Here is a 22,238-nt window from a genome sequence, read left to right as displayed (position 1 = left end):
GATGAAGATATTTGAAGATTTGGATGAGATCATAGATATTCCGTCTGCAGCAGTAGCCTTAGGGAATTTTGACGGTGTTCATCTGGGGCATCAGGAGCTGATACGCCGAATGGTGGAGAGAGCAAGACGAGACGGTTTAGCAGCGGCAGTATTTACTTTTTCCAACCATCCGAAAGATCTGCTGCCAAAAGAAAAAAAGGTTAAGAATATCTTGTATAGGGACGAAAAGGCTGAGATTATGGAATGTCTGGGCGTAGACTTGTTGTTTAACGTACCCTTTACCCGTGCAGTGATGACGATGCCGCCGGAAGGCTTTATCAAAGAGCTTCTGGTGGACAAGTTTAACATGAAGGCCGCTTTTTGTGGATTTAATTATAATTTTGGATATAAGGCACAGGGAAATCCTGAGGTTTTGCGGCAAGCGGGAAGACGAATGGGCTTTGACGTAACGGAAATGCCCGCCTTTAAGATTAAAGGAGACGTGGTCAGTTCTTCTTTAATTCGAACATTGATTGCTTCCGGACAGGTGGAACGGTGTATGGCTTATATGGGACGTCACTATGCTATCGGCGGTGAAGTGGTTGTAGGTAATCGTCTTGGAAAGAAGCTGGGCTTTCCGACATCTAATTTGGTAATCGATCCGTCTATGGTAACGCCGCCTAACGGCGTATATGTGACCTATTGTACATACAATGGCGTCAGATATCCCAGCGTAACCAATGTAGGGATTAAACCGACCATTGGCCATTATAACAAGAACGTAGAAACCCATATCTTTAACTTTGATAAAGAATTATACGGCAAGCAGATTAAAGTAGAGTTCCTGAAAAAGACGCGGGATGAAGTGAAATTTGACAGCGTGCGCGACTTGTCAGAGCAAATTATCAGAGACTGCAGACAGGCCAGGGCGTTTCATCAAAAAGCGGTGAAAAACCAGTAAAGTATTGAAAAAGCAAGATATATAGTGATGGAAGGACTGATTTGATGGAGCTAATTCAATTAAGTATAAGAGAGCAGATGTATAATATTGTCAAAGAAAGGATTCTAAATAATGAGTACAAGGGCGGCCAAACTCTCAATATTGTAGCTCTTTGCAAGGAATTCGGAATCAGCAATACGCCGGTTCGAGAGGCGCTTTTTGCTTTGGAAAAGGAAGGCTTTTTAATTTCTAACTTTAATTATAAGTACCAGGTGTTTCAGCTTACGACTGAGAACATGGAGATGATAAATCAAGCGTTGGCAGTGCTTCTTTGCGGCGCTTACCGTTGCGTGATCAATCAGCAGCAGTCTGATCATTTGATTCAGCTGCTGTCTGCCGCTATTAAAAGACAGAAGAAAATAAAAAAGGAGAATCTGAAAGAATATATTAATGCTTCTATCGCGTTTGATAAATGTTTTGTTGAGGCGACAGGAAATGCACATCTGGTTAAAATGTTTGATATGCAGACAGGATTTATGATCCTTTCTGTACGTTATACTTACGGTACATCACAATACAGTATAGATGAAAACTTATTGGAACACGAGAAAATTCTTGAAGCGGTTCAGAATAAGGATATCGAAAAAGTAGTAGAATTGATCAAAACGCATTATGAAAAAGACTATAAAGACGCATAATTTCTGACTGTGCGTGTATTATCCTATCCTCGCTTATCAGGCGAGGATTTTTTATGTGGAAAGGTTAGGTATTCCACGTTTTCATAGGATCTGAAAAGAATTGGAGTAATCCTATCTTCATTCTAGAATAAAAAAGAATTTGAATTTTTGAAAAAAAGATTGACAAAAGATGTTAGAGGAAGTATGATTAAACCATAAAAAGTGTGCACAGTGCATGTTACATATTACATATAACATCAAGCATGATGTTATGCGTGATAGAAGTGCATTGGAATTCATGGAGAAAAAGGAGGAAACTATGAGAAGTTTGACAGTACCTATGAAAGCGGAAGGATTAACCAGTTTTAAGATCCAGTATGATTACAGAACGGATCAGTTTAAAACAGAGTTCATGAAGGAATGGGAACCTGACTTGGACTGGTCGCAGTATAATAAGACATTTTACGAATCCAGCCTTATGACAGAAGATGTGAAATACTATAACACTGCAGAGACAAGAAAACTTTTTGCAAAATACGACTTAGAGGACTATTTGGACGAAGTGGAATCTCTAATTAAGAGTGGGAAACATTTTGGTATTGAAGGTTACTATCACGCCGGATATGACATTTTGTTTATGAGTCACCAGCACAGTCGGAAACTGGGAATCAACAACAAGTCTCACGCGACTTTGACCGGCGGTATCAGAAGACATGACAAAGCGGAGGCTGAGGTAGACGTCATTATTGACGGTCTGAACTTAGGACGCGGTATGACCTATAAAAATATCGCCGCTAAGATCAATATGGGCGGATGTAAGCAGACTGTAACCATGGATCCTGTTGATCTGACTAATATGCAGCACATTGGTTTTCTTGGATTCTGTATCGACAGAATCAGAGTTATGACGGGACCGGATATGAATTTCCCGACAGAACTCGCAGATGTGGAAAACGAAAACTTCACTATGCAGTATACCAACGGACCGAAATATTCTGTTTTGGGCGAAACAGGAAAGCCGACCGCATACGGTACATATGTAACGCTCAAGTCGGCGCTTAAGTATAAAGAGGGCAGTGACAGCCTGGCAGGAAAGACTGCGACTTTAATCGGTCTCGGCGCGGTTGGCTGGTATATGGGCGGACATCTCCTTGAAGAAGTTGAAAAACTATATATCGCAGATCTTTCTGAGGAAGTTTGCACTCGCTTTATAGCAGAGCATCCGGGAAAGAATATCGAAGTCATTCCTCTTGAGGGAGCATATTATCAGGAATGTGATATCCTGGTGCCTTGCGCGATTGGCGGCGTATTCTCCGATGAAACCATTCCAAAGCTGAACTGCAAGTATATCTGGGGATCTGCAAACAATCAGCTGAAGGCATCCTCACAGGAAGAAGAAAAGCGACTGGCGAAGAAGCTGGCGGACAGAGGCATCCTATTCCAGACAGAATGGTTCCACAATACTGCCGGTGTAATCTGCGGCTATCATGAATATGCTTATGGAAAAGACGCCAAATATGAAAATGTAATTGCGCAGATCGATGAAACCATGATTTCAGGGACTTACAACAACCTGAAAGAAGCCGACGAAAAGGGCATTACGCCGTGCGAAAATCTATACGGAACTTGCGATAAGGTAATCTATGGCGATATGACGCTGGAGGAGTTCTGGGAAAAATAAAAGGCCTATTCTAGATTTTACACAGCAGTGAAATGGAAAGCAGGGAGATTCTGCAAAGTCTCCCTGCGTAGAATAAAATAGGAGATTATTATGAATAACAACGAAAAGAGTGGATTCGGGAGTATATTCGGCTTCCTGATGACCATGATCGGTTTTGCAGTAGGGGTAGGCAGTTTGTGGAGATTTCCGTATGTCTGCGGAACAAACGGCGGTGCGCTGTTTATCTTTGTATATGTGATTGTAATTCTTGTAGTCGGCATTCCACTTCTGACAGCGGAAATGAGTATCGGCTATGCTTCTCAAAGAGCTGCGGTAGGCGCATATAAGGCGCTGGAACCGGAAGGTTCAAAATGGCATCTAGCAGGGTATGTGCACCTTTTTGCAGGATGGATGATTAACTGCTATACGATTCCGATTTATGCGTGGATTGTCATATATATCTACAGAACCGCTACGGGTTATCTGAAGGGAATGACACCGACAGAAGTTGCTCAGTCTTTTGACGCATTAAATGAGGATCATCTGACTATGTTCATTGGCGCAGTGATTTGCTGGGGTATTCTGGCGCTGATTGTAAGCAGGGGACTGCAGGGCGGTGTTGAGAAAATCAACAAAGTGCTGATTCCTCTTCTGGGTGTCATTATGATCGTCTGCATCATCATAGGCGTAAGACTTCCTGGCGCAGAAAAGGGCGTTGCATTTCTGTTTAAACCGGATGCGTCCGGCTTCGGGTTTTCTTCTGTGACAGCAGCTTTGGGGCAGGCGTTCTTTGCAATCGGAATCGGTATGCTGGCATCCATGGTATTCGGAAGCTGCATTCGGACAAAAGGAGAAAAACTTGTAAAAGACAGTTCTATTATTTGTTTATCGATTATTATCGCAGGGATCTTTGCGGGACTGATGATTTTCCCGATCTGTTTCGCTTTTGATTTGGAGCCTGCAGCGGGAACCGGACTTTCTATGATTACACTGCCAAACGCGTTTAACGCGATTTCCGGCGGGAATATCATCGGTACTGTTTTCTATGTAGGATTCTTCTGCGCGGCATTATCTTCTTCAATCGGGATGGCGGAATCGGTTGTGAATACACTGATGGAACTTCTAAAATGCAGCAGAATGAAAGCCCTTGCCATATCTCTTGCCGCAAATGTTGCAATCGGATCCGTTTCCATTATGAGCCTGGCGCTCTTTGATAAAATGGACATTTTTGTAAGTAATTATGTGGTTGTCATTGGCGCACTGGTGATTTCCGTATTCGTTGGCTGGATCTGGGGCATCGACAAAGCAATAGAAACTGCCAATATTCAAAATGTGTTCCTGCAAAAATGGTTTAAGATCAGTGTAAAATATATATGTCCAATCGCTATTTCGATTATTTTCCTCGGAAACTTTATTCAATTTTAAAAAGAGTTATTTGTATCAGTAAGCTGTGTTATCATTAGAACAGGTTTGCCGTTGGCGGACCTGTTCTGCTTTTGGATACATATCGCTGTGTTTTTTTAAAAAAAGATAATTTTATGGTTTAAAATATAGAAAATTGCAGTAAAATAGTTAAATATAGACTGGTGAAAACGCAGCAAATTAAATCTTGCATTTACAATATAGATATGGTACAATTATCTAGTTGAAAATTTACTTCCATTTGGTTTTACGGTTTCTCCGACGAAGACTCGATGGAAGCGTATTTAGAAAAGGAGAAAGACAAACATGATTACAAAAGAAATGAAGGAAGCTATTATCAAAGAGTATGCGACAAAGGAAGGCGATACTGGTTCCCCTGAAGTACAGGTTGCAATTCTGACAGCAAGAATTAACGATCTGAACGAGCATTTGAAAGTGCACAAGAAGGACTTCCATTCCAGAAGGGGTCTGTTGAAGATGGTAGGTCAGAGAAGAAACCTTCTTAAGTACCTGAGAGAGGTTGACGTTGAAAGATACAGAAGCCTGATCGCTCGTTTGGGATTAAGAAAGTAATTTTACTGAGGAATTTTGGCGAGGCGGATATACCTCGCCATTATTTATATATTTTTTATTGCAAAGCCAAAAGTGAGGAAATAAACAGGAAGGAGTTGTTTATTAAGAATGGCGAGATTTACAGATTACAGAACGTTTAAGACAGCAGTGGGAGGAAGACTTCTTCAGCTGGAAATTGGGAAAGTATGTGAGCAGGCTAATGGACAGGTCATGGTGAGATATGGAGAGTCCGTGGTTAACGTTACTGCCTGCGCATCTAAAGAGCCCAGACCTGATATTGATTTTTTTCCACTGAGCTGTGACTACGAGGAAAGAATGTACGCTGCAGGCAAGATTCCTGGCGGCTTTATCAAAAGAGAGGGCAGACCGAGCGAAAAAGCGACATTAAGTTCCAGATTGATGGACCGTCCGCTTCGCCCGCTGTTCCCGAAGGGATATTATAACGATGTCGTTGTGGTAGCTACGGTTATGTCCGTAGATCCTGACTGTGAAACAGATATTATGGCTATGGTAGGCGCTTCTGTTGCGCTGGCTACTTCTGATATTCCATGGGAAGGACCGATCGGCGCGGTACGCGTCGGTATGATCGATGGCGAGTTCATCATCAACCCGACTTTGGAACAGAGAGAGGTTTCTTCTATGAACCTGACTGTAGCGGGTACAAAAGAGGCCATTATGATGGTAGAGGCAGGCGCCAATGAAGTGCCGGAAGAAGTCATGCTTGACGCGATCCTTTACGGACATGAAGAAATTAAAAAGATTGTCGAATTTATTGATGAAATCGTTGCGGAGGTAGGAAAGCCAAAGCAGGATATTCAGCTGTACAAGGTACCGGAGGATATTGACGAAGCTGTACGTGCTTATGCAGTTGATAAGATGAAGACAGCCATTAAGACTGTGGACAAGTTGGAAAGACTGGACAACATGGATGCTGTTGAAGTGGAGACGAAAGAACACTTTGCGGAAATTTATCCTGAAAACGAAAAGGACATTGCAAATGTTCTTTACAATATTACCAAAGAGTGTGTTCGAGCAATGATTCTGGATGAAGGCGTCAGACCTGATAACAGAAAGCTTGACGAGATCAGACCGATCTGGTGCGAGACACAGATGCTTCCGAGGGTGCACGGCAGCGGACTCTTTAAGAGAGGCCAGACGCAGGTGCTTTCCGCATGTACGTTGGCGCCTGCCAGTGAGTCCCAGACCATCGACGGTATTACGGAACAGACAGAAAAAAGATATATGCATCACTACAATTTCCCAGGCTACTCAGTAGGCGAGGCGAGACCGATGAGAAGCCCCGGCAGAAGGGAAATTGGACACGGCGCTCTGGCGGAAAGGGCCTTGATCCCTGTACTTCCTTCTGTGGAAGAATTCCCGTATGCGATTCGCGTAGTATCCGAAGTTCTTTCTTCTAATGGTTCTACGTCCATGGGGTCTACTTGCGGTTCATGTCTGGCGTTGATGGATGCCGGCGTTCCGATCAAAAGACCGGTTGCGGGCATTGCGATGGGTCTGATTGAACGAGTAGAAGAAGATGGAAGCAGTAAGATGGCTATTTTGTCCGATATTCAGGGTATGGAAGATTTCCTGGGCGACATGGACTTTAAGGTGACAGGTACGGAGGTTGGCGTTACCGCAATTCAGATGGATATTAAAGTGCATGGTCTCTCCAGAGAAATTTTGGAAAAGGCGCTACAGCAGGCTAAGGAAGGCAGAATGTATATCATGCAGCAGATGCTGGAGGAAATTCCTGCGCCGAGAGAGGAAATGTCCAAGTATGCGCCGAGAAGCATAACGATGCGTATTGATCCTGATAAGATCAGAATTGTCATCGGACCTGGCGGTAAGACGATCAATAAGATTGTGGATGAGACCGGCGTTAAGATCGATATTTCTGAAGACGATCCGGGACTTGTCAGCATCTACAGCGCCGATATGGAAGGCGCTAATGAAGCGCGTCATCGGATTGAGCTTCTGACTAAGGATGTAGAGGTTGGCGAAGTTTATGAAGGTACGGTACAGAGAATCATGAACTTCGGTGCGTTTATTGAAATTTTGCCTGGCAAGGAAGGCCTGCTTCATATATCCAAAATGGCAAAACAGCGGGTTGAGAAGGTTGAAGATGTAATGAACATCGGAGACGTTGTTAAGGTTAAGGTTACAGAGATCGACAGCCAGAACAGAATCAATTTATCGAGAAAAGAATTGCTGTAAGGCGTCTTACGCTTTAGAAATGTGTGCTGCTGTGTAAAAAACTGAGTTTTTTGCACAGCATCTTTTACAATTGGGATCAAGTGGGAAGAATCAATATAGATACATTTTTGTGAAAGGATTATGCGGTATGAGGAGCTTACATTATTATTTAAATGCTGGGAAACGGCGGGATATCTTAAACTCCAGAAAAGAAGCCTATTTGCGTTACGTTTGTGATCAGACTGGTTGGGACTATGAAAAAGCTAAACAGGAAATGGACGAATACGCGAAAAAGGGTGTGAACTATCGATATTATGTTAAAAAGCGGATTTGGGCCCGAACAGGAAAGCGATTGGAGATCAGTTTAAAGAATGTTGAGAAAGACAGCCGTTATGATAAGAGAAGCCTGGATAAGCACGCAGGTTTGGTTGCCAGGGAAAGCGGATTGTCAAAGAAAAAAGTAAAGGAAATGATACTGGAATCCAATTTGTATACGGAGTGTTCTCCGCGGGATTACTATCAGTTTCGGTTTTGGGAAAAGACATTGGAGGAACAGAAAACATACTATACAAAGGGGACGGTAGAGCGTCTGATTATGAAGTACAATACTGACCTTGATGAAGTGACCATGATACGAAGTAAGGAACGCTTTGCTAAGAAATTCGGTGATTTATTTCATCGGGTTTGGTTTGTAAATCGGAATATTTCTTTCGAGGAGTTTCTTGAAAAGACAGAGGGGCTTACCAGTCTGATCTGCAAACCGACGTTTGGAACCCATGGCGCTGGCGTGGAAAAATTCGACATTCCCCATAATCTGGATGAGAAAAGAGCGTTGTATGATCTGCTCATGGAAAAAGGAAAAAGTCAGTGCGAGGAATATATCGTACAGCATTTTGAGATAGCTGCATTTTGCGCGTCTTCTGTAAATACTGTAAGACTGGTAACTATTTTAGATCAGGGAAAGGTGAACTATATGTATTCTGTGCTGCGTATGGGTACCGGAGGACTGATCGACGGCTTTGACGGCGGAGGTATCTTTGCCCCTGTTGACGTAGAGAATGGGATAATCTGCAGAGATGGTATGAACCTGGAAGGCACAATCTTTAAGGCGCATCCAGTGTCTCAGAAGCCGATCAAAGGGTTTCAAATTCCTAATTGGGATGAGGTTCTCAAACTGGCTGAAACGGCTGCTAAACGACTGCAGGGCGTTCATATGGTCGGTTGGGATATCGCGGTAACAGAGAACGGCGCTTCCTTGATTGAAGGTAATACTGAGTCAAATTATCAATTTGCGCAGCTTCCTTATATTGCTGAAGGAATAGGTGTAAAATACAAATTTGATCCTTTCTTAAAGTAGTATTTCGGATATGATTTCTCTACAGACTGACAGCGTCATATCGGAACGTGAACAAACGGACCATTTAACCAGACGCGCTGAGGGAAATTCCAATTCGATAGCTGTGATAGCTGAAGGATGAACACAACTTCCACTGTTCATATAGATACCGCAATCGGTTTTCATCAAGGTTGGCTTATGGGTGTGGCCTGCAATCAGAACACATTTTTCCTCACAGCTATAGTGAATAAAGCTGTCTTCAATGGCGCGTACTTTCGTATAGTTTTTAGCTGCGCTGGTTGGATCCTTTACGCCGCGAATTTCCAAAGGACGCCATAAATAGCGAACCAGCCACCGTGAGATTTTCCAGAGCTGATCGTTGATCAGATCACCCTGATATCCGTGAAAGCAGTGGAGAGAAGGGAGATCCAGACTATCTATAATGATGGATTCATAGAAGGGAATGACGGAATCTAAGCTTCTCCATATGTAAGCGCTATGCTCTTTAACCCGGTCGTGGTTGCCAAAGAGCAAAAAGAGCTTATCGCTGCGATGGAACTTTTCAAAGAGCTGGTATATCTCTCTATGGGTATAATAGACGTCGGAGAAGCGGCGGTTTTCCCAGAGTTCATCACCGTCGCCCAGTTCAATATATGTGAAATTGTTTTGAAAATAATGCTGTAGGGCCGCTGTAAAAATGGGTCGGTTGGACAGAAAGTTGTCCGCCCAGGTGCCTGTTCCACGGTGACAGTCACTCATGATAACGATCCTGGGATGATCCGCGGAGGAAATATGTAGCGCGCGGGAGAAAGATTTTTTCATACGTTTTAATCTATAAGTCATAAAAACACCTCTGAACAGTATATGTTCGAAGGTGTTTTTTCGTTCAATTTCATGTCATATTAGTGGCGATTTTTTCGATGGCGCTCTTTCGCGCGTTCTACATCGTTAGGCAGGAAGATTACATTTTCATCCCGTTGCAATCCACTGTCTTTTTTCTGCTGCTTCTGGGATTTATCCCGGCCTCCCTGCGTGCTGGCCAAATAGAATATGAAAAGTCCTACGACAAAGACCAGTCCCAAAATCATCAACGGCATAATCTCTACCTCCTTAATTGCTTGTTTAGATTTTACCACAAAAGGATTCCTTTGCGAAGGGGTCTGTTTAAAAAACTTTTATTTCTTTAATCTGTAATGATAAGAAAAGAGTTGGAAATTCTCTAAAATTGTAACTCTTTCAACTATTTTTTTCTTGCAAATCAGAACAAATAATGATAAAATATTTGGGTATATAAATAAAACTTTATATCAGACGTTGAAGGAACCAGTAGCCCGGCGTAATACCCTTACAGAGAGATTGTCATTTGATGAGAGACAGTCGGTGAGGCCGCAAGCGAAGATCACTCCGGAGTCTGACACTTTAATGAGAGGCGCCTTGATAGAGGTAGCAACTAGGGTGGTACCGCGGTTTAGATTGAATCGTCCCTAATCGGAAATATGATTTCTGGTTGGGGATTTTTTTATGACCTAACCCGATTTCTGAGCCGTGGATTGCTACGTGCTAAAGCACTGCAATCCTGGCAGGGGACCTACCATACATTTGCGCAGCAAATGTGGTTAGGTCTCCCAAGAAATCGATGGTAGGAACTGAAGAATTGCATTCCGGCTGAAGCCGGGCAATTCCTGTATGGCGCCTTCCGTCGATTTGCGGACAAATCGGGATAGGCGCTCAAAACGCGAGGGTTTCCCAAGAAGCAGAGCGACAGCGAGAGCTGATTGGTAGAAACCTACGGCGAAATTCTTAATACCCCAAACCTGGAAAAAGTAGAAAGGAAGTAGAAATACATGTTCAAAAAATTATCTGACAAGCCTGTAGCACAGGTACAGAACGAACAGGTCGAAAAGTGGAAGAAAGAAGACCTGCTGCATAAGTGTGTCAGCGCCAGAGAAGACGGCGAGAAATTCGTATTCTTTGAAGGTCCTCCGACCGCAAACGGAAAGCCGGGCATTCACCATGTGATGGCGAGAACCCTGAAGGATTCTATCTGCCGCTACAAGACCATGCAGGGATATCAGGTCAACAGAAAAGCTGGCTGGGATACCCACGGTCTGCCGGTAGAAATCGAAGTCGAAAAGCAGCTTGGCATGAGCGGCAAACAGGACATTGAGAAATACGGCATCAAAGAATTCAACCAGAAGTGTAAGGAATCCGTTTTCACTTATACCGATATGTGGAGAGAGATGACGGAAAGAATGGGCTATCTGGTAGATCTGGACAATCCGTATATTACACTGGATAACAATTATATTGAGTCCTGCTGGTGGATTTTAAAAGAATTTTTCAAAGCCGGACTGATTTACGAGGGACACAAGATTCTGCCGTACTGTCCGAGATGCGGAACCGGACTTGCTTCTCACGAAGTAGCCCAGGGCTACAAAGAAGTCAAGGTCAACACCCTAGTCTGCAAATTCAAGCGGAAAGACGCGGACAACGAATATTTCCTGGCATGGACCACGACCCCTTGGACACTGGCGTCCAACACCGTGCTGACCGTCGGTCCTGATATCGACTATATCAAAGCAAAGATGAATGAAGGTGAAGAAGCGGGCAATGTATTCTATGTTGCGAAAGCGCTTGCGGATAAAGTATTGGGCGAGGGCACATACGAAATCTTGGAAGAAATGAAGGGCAGCGCGCTGGAGTATATCGAATACGAACAGCTGATGCCTTTTGTAAAGCCGGAAGGCGGCAAGAAAGCATTTTTCGTGACCTGCATGGATTACGTTTCCGTAGAAGACGGTACTGGTATCGTACACACTGCGCCGGCATTCGGTGAAGACGACTATCAGTGCGGTCGCAAGTATAACTTGCCGATGCTGCAGCCGGTAGACGAGAGAGGCTGCTATACCGAGACACCGTGGGCGGGACGCTTTGTTATGGAAGATGGTCTTGACGTGGATATCATCAAATATCTGGCTGGCGAGAACAAGATCTTTGCGAAAACGAAGCTGGAGCACAACTATCCACACTGCTGGCGTTGCAGCACACCGCTTGTGTACTATGCAAAACCGAGCTGGTATATCGAAATGAGCAAGCTGAAAGACCAGCTTGTTGCCAATAACAATACGGTCAACTGGTTCCCTGAATTCGTCGGTGAAAAGCGGTTCGGCAACTGGTTGGCAGAAGTAAAGGACTGGGCGATTTCTCGTTCCAGATACTGGGGTACGCCGATTCCAATCTGGAGATGCGAATGCGGTCATCTGGAATGCATCGGAAGTCGCGCGGAGCTGGCGGAAAAAGCCATCGAAGACATTGACACTTCCATCGAGCTGCACAGACCGTATGTGGACGACGTGCATATCACCTGTCCGCACTGTGGCAAGCCGATGACTAGAATTCCGGAGGTCATGGACTGCTGGTTCGACTCTGGCGCGATGCCGTTCGCACAGTGGCACTATCCGTTTGAAAACAAAGACATCTTCGAGGAAAAGCTGTTCCCGGCAGACTTTATCTGTGAGGGAATCGACCAGACCAGAGGCTGGTTCTATTCCCTGATGGCAATTTCCACCTTTATCAAAGGCAGAGCGCCGTACAAGAACGTACTGGTCAACGACCTGATTCTGGATAAAGAGGGCAAGAAGATGAGTAAGTCCAGAGGCAATACGGTTTCACCGTTTGAACTCTTTGACAAATACGGCGCTGACGCGACACGCTGGTATTTGCTTTCTGTGTCACCGGCATGGACGCCGACCAAGTTTGACGAGGACGGACTCATCGATGTTGTCAGCAAGTTCTTCGGCACTTTGAAAAACGTATACAATTTCTTCGTATTGTATTCCAATCAGGACGATGTGGACGCCGCAGCGCTGTCTGTAGCATACGACAAGAGACCAGAACTGGACAGATGGATTCTTTCCAAATACAACCAGCTGGTGAAAGACGTGACCGACTATATGGATCATTACGATCACATGAAGACGGTAAGAGCCATCACCGACTTTGTGGCGGAGGATTTGTCCAACTGGTACATCAGACGTGCGAGAAGAAGATTTTACGCGGAAGACATGACAGAGGACAAAAAGAGCGTATACGCCACCACTTACGAAGTGCTGGTTGGCACAGCCAAGCTGATCGCCCCAATCGCGCCATTCCTGTCCGATGAAATCTATACCAATCTGACCGGAGAAGAAACTGTGCATGTGGCATACTTCCCGAAAGCAGACGAAAGCCTCATCGATAAAAAGGTCGAGGAGAGAATGGATCTCGTTAGAACCCTGGTTGCGCTTGGCAGAGGCACCAGAGAAAAGGAAAGAATCAAGGTAAGACAGCCGCTTTCCGAAATTCTGGTGGACGGTAAGTACCAGGCAGTTATCGAGGATTTGACGCCGCTGATTATGGAAGAACTCAATGTCAAGGAAGTGGTGTTTGCCGCCGAGCTTGACCAATATATGAACTTCACCTTAAAGCCGAATTTCAAGGTAGCTGGACCGGTGCTGGGCAAGAATATCAAAGCCTTCGGCGCAGCCCTCGCGAAAGAAAACGCAGCCGATGTGGTAGCGCGTCTGGAGGCAGGTTCTATGACGCTGAATTTAGACGGTGAAGAAGTTGAAATTCAGAAGGATTTTGTAGACGTTCGTATCAACGCTAAGGAAGGCTTCGCGGTCGCCATGGAAAATAACGTGTTTACCATTCTGGACACTACTGTTACACCGGAGCTGGCTACGGAAGGTCTTGCCAGAGAGCTGATTTCCAAGGTGCAGCAGATGCGTAAGGCAAAGGACTACGAGATGATGGACAACATCAAAATCTTCGTAGAAGCGGACGCTGATGTCAAGGCTGCAGTGGATACTTTCTGCGATTATATCAAAAAAGAGACGCTGGCAGTTTCTGTGGAAGAAGCTTCGGGACTGGAAACTTATGACCTCAACGGTCACAAGACTGGTATCGGTGTGGAACGAGTATAATAGAGTTAGGAAAAAGTGAAGGGCTTTGCACAAATTTATGTGCAAAGCCCTTTTATAATGTGAAAACCATTATTAGGGGTGTCCATCTTAGACGCGAAGTGAGATTTTAAAGTTACTTCAATTAGGAATACCAGGTGGTTGAAAGTTAGCTATAGCGCTTAAGAAAAGTGAAAATTCGTACAAAGTGCCCGTTTTTCGCAAAAATCGCCCGTTTTTCGCATTGTAGTTGCTGATTTTTTAATTAAATAGTATAATCTAAATAGAAAATAATTTTGAGAATATGATATTTCAATATAAAGAAAGAATTCAATAGGTGAGATTATGAAAAAAATTCTAATAATAATTATATGTTGTTTAGCGAGTTGTGTTTTATACAGCTGTGATAAGCAGGAGGATCAGCTGCAGGAAGTTAAACAGTTAACTAGTAATGAAATGAGTTATGCTGAGCTGACTGAAGCCTATTCGAAGCTAAACGGTTTAGCGGTAAACGAAGTAGAGAAGCGCTTTCAGAAAGCACAAATTGATGAAACCCTATCTTCCTATAGGATACTATCTGTTCCATTGGAAAATAATAAATTACAATTAAATTTTATTGCCATTACGCAGGGAGAGAATCATGAGTGGCAAATAAGTGAAATCAAATTAGTGGAGATTAGGAGTTTTGAGAACAGGGATGAGAGCTTCTTTGGAAATATAGCTTATTGGGTTAGAGATAAGAACAACATTGAATATGATGTTAACGGCTCATTTTTTCTGGCGGATAGTGTGATCGAAATGTATAATGACATAGAAAATAAAAATGGAATGGGAGTTTTTACCTTGCCGCTTAATGAAACAGAAGTCGATGGAAACGGAACGTATGTACATATACATAAAACCTCATATTTTTAAAAGCTCTTGAAATAAAAGGATAAATCGCGGACTGACTGCGGTTTGTCCTTTTATCTTTTTTCTATTGACAGAAAGAGCGTGAAACGATAAGATATGTGTGTTGTCGTGAAGGGAACAGAAGCAGATAGGAGATACAGCATGGTTGACTTGCGGGATTTACAGCTTTATGAGATGGAGGAACTGATGGCTCGTCTGGGACAGCCGAAGTTTCGAGCGAAGCAGATTTTTAAATGGATATATAAAGGCGTTACTGATTTTGATGAAATGAATAATTTGCCGAAGGATTTACGTCAGCTTCTGGCGGAACAGTGCGATATTGGCAGGCTGGAAGTTCTGCAGGTGCAGCGGTCTAAGAATGACGGAACGAGAAAATATCTTTTTCGGCTGGAGGATGGAAATACGATAGAAAGCGTTTTCATGCAGTATAAATATGGTAATTCCATCTGCGTATCCAGTCAGGCAGGGTGCAGGATGGGATGCCGGTTTTGTGCGTCTACCAGAGAAGGTCTGGCACGCGATTTGACCCCAGGAGAAATCCTTTCTCAGCTGCTTGAAGCACAGCGTGATACTGGTGAAGAAATTCGTCATATTGTAGTGATGGGAACTGGCGAACCGTTTGATAACTACGAAAATTTAGCGGCTTTTTTGCATATTGTCAATGATAAAAACGGTCTTAATATCAGCATGCGCAATATTACGGTATCTACTTGCGGTTTAGTCCCAATGATACAGCGGTTTAGCGATGATTTTCCACAGGTCAATCTGGCCATTTCTCTCCATGGAACGACAGATCAGATTCGTGGTTCTATGATGCCGGTTAACAAGAAGTATCCCGTAGATGTTCTTTTGGAAGCATGCCGTGATTATACGAGAAAGACTGGACGTCGGATAACCTTTGAATATACTATGGTCAACGGTGTGAATGACAGTGATGAAGATGCGGATAGGCTTTGCCGTCTACTGCGAGGAATGCTGTGTCATGTGAATCTGATACCCTTGAATAAAGTGAGCCAGTCGGGATTCGATACGGTGAGCAGAGCCAGAGCTAAGGAGTTTCAGAGCATTTTGGAAAATAAAGGAATTCCGGCTACAGTCAGGCGAGAACTTGGCGCGGATATTGACGCTGCTTGCGGACAACTGCGTCTTGGAAAAAGATAGGACGCCGGTTTCATAAAAAAAACATTGAATGTACTGCTCGCGTAGTGTATAATAACACTAATAACAAAAGAACGGGAGGACAATAATAATGGTTAAATTATTAATTGGACATAAAGGAACAGGAAAGACGAAACAGATGATCGACTTAGCTAATGACGAGATCGAAAAAAGCAACGGCAGTATCATCTTTATTAATAAGAATTCACGGTTGATGTATGATTTGAAGTATCGTATCAGAGTCGTTTGTATGGAGGAATATGAACATATTACCAATAGTGATGAATACATAGGATTTATCTACGGCATCATTAGTTCTGACCACGATATTGAGACGATCTATATTGACAGCATTTTGAAGCATGCTGATTTCTCACTGGGAGACATTCCAGAGTTCCTGACCAGACTGAAGAACATTTCTAAGAATTACGGCATGAACTTTGTGGTTAGTCTCAGCGCGGAAAAGGAAGAAATGATCGGTGTAGATTTCTCAGAATACGAGGTGCTGAACTAATCGAAGCAATCGGAAACACTGGGGCAGAATCCTGCCCCTTATTTTTTTGCATAGAAGGGAAGTAGACGCCATGACACTGGATGATATCAGACGGGTATACCGTCACAGGAAACCGCAGCCTATCGGTAAACACCGCTTTTTTTCGGTACTGGTTCCTTTGGTTGAACGGGATGGAAAGCTCCATCTACTTTTTGAGGTGAGAGCTAAAACTATGAAATCACAGCCTGGAGAGATTTGCTTTCCGGGCGGTCATGTGGAGAAGGGCGAAGAACCGGCGGAATGCGCTTTGCGGGAGACCTTTGAAGAAATCGGTATCGCTCCGGATCGGGTGGAAATGATCGGCCCCGGCGATATTCTCTATGGTTATGCCAATTATACTCTGTTCACTTATATGGGCGTAATATCCTTGCAGGATTATGAAAACGCCCGCCTAGCAGTTGAGGAAGTGGATGAAATTTTTCTTGTGTCGCTGGATGCTTTTAAGAAACATCAGCCGCAAATACAGACTGAGAAAATATATACAGAGATCAGTGAGGATTTCCCCTTTGAGAAGATCGGAATTGATGAGAATTACCCTTGGAGAGTTGGGGATTGGGATATTCCCATATACGATGTGGAGGGCAGAATCATATGGGGATTGACGGCAAGAATTACGGAACAGCTGCTTCGTGTAATGGAGAATGATCAAAGAGAAAAAAGCCTTTAAAAAGCCGTTGTATTACCGTATAATATAAATAGAAATAAGAAGGAGAACGCTCTATGAAACGATTGGCTATAATTATGTTTGCAGTATTTTTGGCTGTAAGCGCCACAGCCTGCGGAGGCAGCGCGGAGGAAGCGCAGGACGCCCCTGAATATGAGATTGCCATGATCACAGAATCGGAAACTGTATCGATTGATGATGAAGGCAATACGCAGCGTGCATGGGAGGGTTTGCGCCGGTACGCAGAGGAGCATGAAAAATCGTTTAAATATTACGAACCGGAGGAGGATTCTGACGACGGCCGTCTGATGCAGATTGATCAGGCAGCGGAAGCCGGCGCGTCTGTTATCGTTTGCTGCGGAGATGCTTTTGAAAAGGTGATTGGCGCAGCGCAGCGGCAGTATGAGAGTATCACTTTCCTTTATGTGGATGGAAAGCCTGTGGATGATCAGGGCAAGACAGATATTGCGGAAAACTGCGTTTCCATTACTTTTGATGAATTGCAGGCCGGATATATGGCAGGGTACAGCGCCGTAACAGAAGGTTATAGCGAGCTGGGATTCATGGCTGAAAGCAACGATTCGCCAATGAAGCGGTACGGTTATGGATTTCTTCAGGGAGCAAATCAAGCGGCATCAGAGAAGGGATGGTATGTTGATATCAGCTATAAATACTTCGAGAAGGGGGAACGTGCCGCTGATGTACAGAGAGAGGCCGAAGCTTGGTATCAGGACGGTACGGCGATCATCTTTTCCTGTGGAGACAGCATTTTTGATTCTGTGGCCGTCGAAGCTGATATAGCGAGGGCTGATGTATTTGTCGCGGGACAGGTAAATAATTCGACAAAGAATATTCTGGCAACGGTAGTGAAGGAATATGGAAATGGAGTTTATCAGCAGCTAGAGGCGTTTTATGAGGGAGAACTTCAGAAAGGCAAAACAGTTGTCTTCGGAATTAGAGAAAAAGGAATTTCTATCTCTATGGATAAAAGCCGGTATGAGGTCTTCTCACAGGAGGACTATCAGGCGTTATGCAGGCAGCTTTCCGCAAAACGCGTGAAATTGATGAAACCGGCGGACGCCAAATCAGTGAATAGATTGATAGAAAAGAAAAATCTGCATTCTATTGAAGTCACAGTGAAATAGGAGCGATGGCCGCCGCATGAAAGGCCGTCCTGTTTTGATTAGATAAGGAGCGATATGTTTTTACCGGTTGCAAAAAAAGATATGGAAGTCCGCGGATGGAATGAGGTTGATTTCGTTTTGGTAACAGGAGACGCTTATGTGGATCATCATTCCTTCGGCACGGCGATTATCAGCAGACTTCTGGAAAGCCGTGGATATAGGGTGGCGATTCTCGCGCGTCCGGATTTTCATAGCTGTGAAGATTTCAGGCGTTTTGGGAAACCCAAACTTGGCTTTCTGATTAACAGCGGGACTGTAGATTCCATGGTTAATAATTACTCTGTTTTTAAACGGAAGCGTAAAACTGATGAATATGCGCCGGGCGGACAGGCCGGAGGCAGACCGGACCGGGCGGTAGTTGTTTATAGCAATCGCGCGCGAGAAGCGTATAAGGATGTTCCGATTATCATCGGGGGCATTGAGGCCAGCTTGCGCCGCTTGGGCCACTATGATTATTGGAGTGATAAGGTGCGTCGTTCCATTTTGCTGGACGCGAAGGCAGATCTTTTGATCTACGGTATGGGGGAACGCGCCGTTGTGGAAGTAGCGGAAGCCCTGGAGGCAGGGATCGATATCAGACAGATTACATGGATTCGCGGAACCTGTTTCAGGCTGCCAGACTTTGATGATGATGGCGAAACAGTACGATTGCCGGATTTCGATGATATTGCGGCATCGAAGGACGCGTATTGTAAAAGCTTTGCTATGACTTACCGCAGCAACGATTATATCAACGGCAAAAGACTGATGGAGCGATATACAGATACGGTATGGGTATGTGTAAACCCACCGCAGCCTCCGTTGGAACAGCAGGAATTAGATGATATCTATGAGCTGCCATATGAGAATGAAGCGCATCCAATGTATGAGGCGGCGGGAGGTATTCCTGCTTTTCGTGAGATAAAATTCAGTTTAGTATCCAGCCGCGGATGCTTCGGGGGATGCAGCTTTTGCGCGTTGACCTATCATCAGGGAAGACAGGTGAGGAGCAGGAGCAAGGCGTCTTTGGTCCGGGAAGCGCAGCGTTTAATTGAGAAACCGGATTTTAAAGGATATATTCACGACGTAGGAGGTCCAACAGCTAATTTTCGCGGTCCTGCCTGTAAGCAGCAGCTGAAAAACGGCGTTTGTAAGCATAAGGATTGCCTTTATCCTCATCCATGCAAAAATATGATCGTCGATCACAACGATTATCTGGATGTTTTGCGAGCCATACGCAGTGTACCGGGCGTGAAGAAAGTATTTATTCGTTCCGGTATTCGTTATGATTATGTTATGGCAGATAAAGATCCGTCGTTTTTGAGAGAGCTGTGCAAATATCATGTAAGCGGCACATTAAAAGTAGCGCCGGAGCATATTTCGGATAAGGTGTTGTACTACATGAGAAAGCCGGAAAAGCAGATTTTCCTTGATTTTGCGAAGCGTTACCGGCAGGTGAACCGGGAACTGGGATTAAAGCAGTATCTGATACCTTATCTGATCAGTTCTCATCCAGGCAGCTCTCTGGAGGACGCCGTAGAATTAGCGCTGTTTTTGAAGGAATACGGTTTTGTGCCAGATCAGGTGCAAGACTTTTACCCGACTCCCGCTACATTGGCAACCTGCATGTATTACACGGAGAAAGATCCGTTTACAATGAAACCGGTCTATGTAGCCAAGGATCTGGCGGAAAAACAGATGCAGCGGGCGCTGATTCATTACAACAAACCAGAGAATCAGAATATCGTCATTAAAGCGTTAAAAAAGGCAGGTCGGGAGGATTTGATTCCGACGCTTCTGGGAGGAAAAAAACATGAGCCTGATAAGCGAATTCACCAGAATAAAAAAGGCAGGAAAAAGACAGTACGAAAACGCGAAGGGTAAACCGTTATCCCTGATCGAAGAAATAACGTGGGGACAGAAACCCTTTGACGCGCAAGATGACGCGGAAAATATGGTCATTCATGGCGATAACAAAGAGGTTATGAAAACGCTTCTGTCGGAATATGATATGGCGGGGAAGGTTAAAATGATCTATATTGACCCTCCATTCTTTTCGAAAGCAGAGTATGACGCTGTGGTCAAAGCCGGCGGTGAGAACATCCGCCATCTGGCTTATGCTGACAAGTGGGAAAAGGGATTGTCGTCCTATTTGAAGATGTTGACGGCCAGACTGTATCTGATGCGTGATTTGCTGGCGGAGGAGGGATTGATTTGGGTACATCTGGATTGGCATGCGGCTCATTATGTCAAAGTATTTATGGATGAAATATTCGGCGAGAAGAACTTTGTGAACGAGATTATCTGGACGTACAAATCAGGCGGCTCGAGCAAGAGGCACTTTTCACGCAAGCATGATACGATTCTGGTCTACAGTAAGAACGCAAAGTATGATTTTTTTCCTCAGCAGGAGAAGTCTTATAACCGGCAGCTAAAGCCATATCATTTCAGGGGCGTGAAGGAGTACAAGGATGAAGTGGGATGGTATACGCTGGTGGGTATGAAGGATGTGTGGAATATCGATATGGTGGGACGCACGTCTTCTGAGCGTACGGGTTATGCAACCCAGAAGCCGGAGCAGCTGCTTTTACGCATGATGGAAAGCTGCACTAAGGAAGGAGATCTTTGCGCGGATTTCTTCTGCGGAAGCGGAACCCTTGCAGCAGTCGCAGCATCGAGGAACCGTCGCTTCATTGCCTGTGACGCTGGAGAATTGGCGGTTGAGAGTACGATTGGCCGTCTGGCAAAGGGGAATACGTCTTTTCGAGTGTTTGAAGCAGGAAAAAGGGATGGCGGATCGCGGCTTAACGTAAAGGTTGGTTTGGAGGTTGAACCGTTTCCTGCCTCAGATAAGGTTTTACTGCGTGTGCGGCTGTTGTCTCTGTCGGAACGAGGACTGGAAAAGTCTGTGGATGAGAAAATGCGGGAGACCGTGCGGAGAATCGCTCGAGAAAAGCCGTTAGATATGGTGTCGTCGTGGAGTGTGGATTTTGAATTCAACGATGCGGACGGTATACACCGGCCCGATCTGGTTTTAACGCGAACAAAGGGTGATCTGCCGGACTTTTGCGAGAAGATTGCGGATGGTCCGTGCCGTATACGAGTGAAAGTAGTGGATATATTTGGTAATTTCACTTATGAAAGGATGGAGTATGAAGGATAGAGGAAGAACTGTATTGATTGACTCTTTTTTTCTGGTGCTTGCTTGTGTTGTAGGCGCTTTTGCCACTACGGCAGTAATGATACCTAACGGTTTGACAAGTGGGGGTCTTACTGGTGTGGTAAGAATTTTGCAGTATTTTGTGGATATCAATTTTTCTTTAGCATATTATGCAGGCGCTTTTTTGATCCTGCTGGTGGTCATCTTTACCATAGGCTTTCGCGAGGCTAAGAAGGTTTTGGTGGTAACCTTATTATATCCGGCGATTCTGTTTGCGTTGGAGCTGTTTGATTTTCAGCTCCTTGAGGAAAAGGATGTGATTCTGGCCGCCATTTTTTGCGGCGTGTTTTCCGGCGTTTGCAATGGGATCGTTTTTTGGAGAGGATATGCTTTCTGCGGCACGGAATCCATTGCTAAGATTATTAAGAAAAAGCTGATGCCCCAGGTGGATATCAGCAAAATACTGCTTTTATTAGACGCTGGCATCATTGTAATTTCTGCATTCATTTATGGCAGGAATATCGCTTTATACGCGCTGGTGACGCAGTTTATTGCTTCTAAGATGGTAGATTTCATCATGTACGGCTTTGAGACAAAGATCGTACAGGTCAATATTTTAACGGTAAAGCCTGAGGAAACCGTGGCCTTTGTTATGAAGGATCTGAATCGCGGCGTTTCCAGCAGGACTGCAGTAGGCGAGTTTACGGGACAGTCGAAAAAGGAGCTGGTAGTTCTTTGTTCTCCACGGGAGAGCATGCTGCTGAAGCGGTTTTTGGCTTCTATTGATCCCAGCGCTTTTGTCACGGTGTTACATGTAGAGACTGTGTGGGGAAGCGGTAAAGGATTCAGTAGTATCAATCGTGAAGAATAGCAGCGCCGAACGGCGCTGCGCTTTTGGTCCGTAT

18 protein-coding genes are annotated in these 22,238 nt (G+C 44.5%); 16 read left to right on the top strand and 2 right to left on the bottom strand.

The genetic code is table 11. The features are described 5' to 3' along the window. Window position 1: 1 nt before the first annotated feature. The 7 genes from ACPW7J_RS09155 (at window position 2) to ACPW7J_RS09125 (ending at window position 8,804) form a co-directional block, all read left to right on the top strand. On the top strand, window positions 2–940 hold the full coding sequence (locus tag ACPW7J_RS09155) for a bifunctional riboflavin kinase/FAD synthetase (protein ID WP_161875092.1): 939 nt from the start codon (window positions 2–4) through the stop codon (window positions 938–940). A 44-nt stretch (window positions 941–984) separates the two neighbouring features. Then, on the top strand, window positions 985–1,617 hold the full coding sequence (locus tag ACPW7J_RS09150) for a GntR family transcriptional regulator (RefSeq protein WP_425755055.1): 633 nt from the start codon (window positions 985–987) through the stop codon (window positions 1,615–1,617). Between the two features lie 298 nt (window positions 1,618–1,915). Next, window positions 1,916–3,277: a Glu/Leu/Phe/Val dehydrogenase family protein gene (locus ACPW7J_RS09145; RefSeq protein ID WP_161875094.1), complete on the top strand. Its 1,362-nt coding sequence runs from the start codon at window positions 1,916–1,918 to the stop codon at window positions 3,275–3,277. A gap of 90 nt (window positions 3,278–3,367) precedes the next feature. Next, the gene (locus ACPW7J_RS09140) at window positions 3,368–4,681 is read left to right on the top strand and encodes a sodium-dependent transporter (protein WP_425755054.1); all 1,314 of its coding nucleotides are present in this window, start codon (window positions 3,368–3,370) and stop codon (window positions 4,679–4,681) included. Between the two features lie 303 nt (window positions 4,682–4,984). Then, entirely contained in the window at window positions 4,985–5,251 is a 267-nt protein-coding gene (rpsO, locus tag ACPW7J_RS09135) for a 30S ribosomal protein S15 (protein ID WP_161875096.1), read from the top strand. A 108-nt stretch (window positions 5,252–5,359) separates the two neighbouring features. Then, window positions 5,360–7,468, top strand: coding sequence for a polyribonucleotide nucleotidyltransferase (locus tag ACPW7J_RS09130; RefSeq protein ID WP_425755053.1), 2,109 nt, complete (start codon window positions 5,360–5,362; stop codon window positions 7,466–7,468). A 127-nt stretch (window positions 7,469–7,595) separates the two neighbouring features. Then, entirely contained in the window at window positions 7,596–8,804 is a 1,209-nt protein-coding gene (locus ACPW7J_RS09125) for a sugar-transfer associated ATP-grasp domain-containing protein (protein WP_425755052.1), read from the top strand. On the opposite strand, the gene ACPW7J_RS09120 is transcribed toward ACPW7J_RS09125, so the two are convergent. Both ACPW7J_RS09120 and ACPW7J_RS09115 read right to left on the bottom strand, forming a co-directional pair. Beyond that, complete coding sequence (locus ACPW7J_RS09120) at window positions 8,796–9,626, bottom strand: metallophosphoesterase (RefSeq protein WP_161875099.1); 831 nt, start codon at window positions 9,624–9,626, stop codon at window positions 8,796–8,798. The two genes, ACPW7J_RS09125 and ACPW7J_RS09120, sit on opposite strands and share 9 nt — an antisense overlap. A gap of 59 nt (window positions 9,627–9,685) precedes the next feature. Then, entirely contained in the window at window positions 9,686–9,880 is a 195-nt protein-coding gene (locus ACPW7J_RS09115) for a hypothetical protein (protein WP_425755051.1), read from the bottom strand. A 747-nt stretch (window positions 9,881–10,627) separates the two neighbouring features. Here ACPW7J_RS09115 and ileS point away from each other — a divergent pair. From ileS to ACPW7J_RS09070, 9 genes are all read left to right on the top strand, one after another. After that, window positions 10,628–13,747, top strand: a complete 3,120-nt coding sequence (gene ileS, locus ACPW7J_RS09110) for an isoleucine--tRNA ligase (protein ID WP_425755050.1) — start codon at window positions 10,628–10,630, stop codon at window positions 13,745–13,747. A gap of 321 nt (window positions 13,748–14,068) precedes the next feature. Further along, window positions 14,069–14,638 carry a hypothetical protein gene (locus ACPW7J_RS09105; RefSeq protein WP_425755049.1) on the top strand — a complete coding sequence of 190 codons (570 nt, stop codon included), beginning with the start codon at window positions 14,069–14,071 and terminating at the stop codon, window positions 14,636–14,638. Window positions 14,639–14,776: 138 nt separating this feature from the next. Beyond that, window positions 14,777–15,796, top strand: a complete 1,020-nt coding sequence (gene rlmN, locus ACPW7J_RS09100) for a 23S rRNA (adenine(2503)-C(2))-methyltransferase RlmN (RefSeq protein WP_425755048.1) — start codon at window positions 14,777–14,779, stop codon at window positions 15,794–15,796. Window positions 15,797–15,884: 88 nt separating this feature from the next. Next, the gene (locus tag ACPW7J_RS09095; RefSeq protein ID WP_161875104.1) at window positions 15,885–16,307 is read left to right on the top strand and encodes a hypothetical protein; all 423 of its coding nucleotides are present in this window, start codon (window positions 15,885–15,887) and stop codon (window positions 16,305–16,307) included. Between the two features lie 70 nt (window positions 16,308–16,377). Beyond that, window positions 16,378–17,013 carry an NUDIX hydrolase gene (locus ACPW7J_RS09090; RefSeq protein ID WP_425755047.1) on the top strand — a complete coding sequence of 212 codons (636 nt, stop codon included), beginning with the start codon at window positions 16,378–16,380 and terminating at the stop codon, window positions 17,011–17,013. 53 nt (window positions 17,014–17,066) lie between these two features. Beyond that, the gene (locus ACPW7J_RS09085; protein ID WP_425755046.1) at window positions 17,067–18,155 is read left to right on the top strand and encodes a BMP family lipoprotein; all 1,089 of its coding nucleotides are present in this window, start codon (window positions 17,067–17,069) and stop codon (window positions 18,153–18,155) included. A 54-nt stretch (window positions 18,156–18,209) separates the two neighbouring features. Further along, complete coding sequence (locus tag ACPW7J_RS09080; RefSeq protein ID WP_425755045.1) at window positions 18,210–20,057, top strand: YgiQ family radical SAM protein; 1,848 nt, start codon at window positions 18,210–18,212, stop codon at window positions 20,055–20,057. After that, window positions 19,987–21,336: a DNA methyltransferase gene (locus ACPW7J_RS09075; RefSeq protein ID WP_425755044.1), complete on the top strand. Its 1,350-nt coding sequence runs from the start codon at window positions 19,987–19,989 to the stop codon at window positions 21,334–21,336. The genes ACPW7J_RS09080 and ACPW7J_RS09075 overlap by 71 nt, the downstream gene beginning before the upstream one ends. Next, a complete protein-coding gene (locus tag ACPW7J_RS09070) occupies window positions 21,326–22,204 on the top strand; it encodes a YitT family protein (protein ID WP_161875109.1) in 879 nt (292 codons plus the stop codon). The genes ACPW7J_RS09075 and ACPW7J_RS09070 overlap by 11 nt, the downstream gene beginning before the upstream one ends. The last annotated feature ends 34 nt before the right edge of the window (window positions 22,205–22,238 follow it).

The sequence above is a fragment of the Ihubacter sp. rT4E-8 genome (genome assembly GCF_049852125.1).
In the GTDB taxonomy this organism is placed as follows: Bacteria; Bacillota; Clostridia; order Peptostreptococcales; family Anaerovoracaceae; genus Senimuribacter.
Note: the sequence above shows the minus strand (reverse complement) of the source record. Positions and strands in the feature narration are given on the sequence as shown.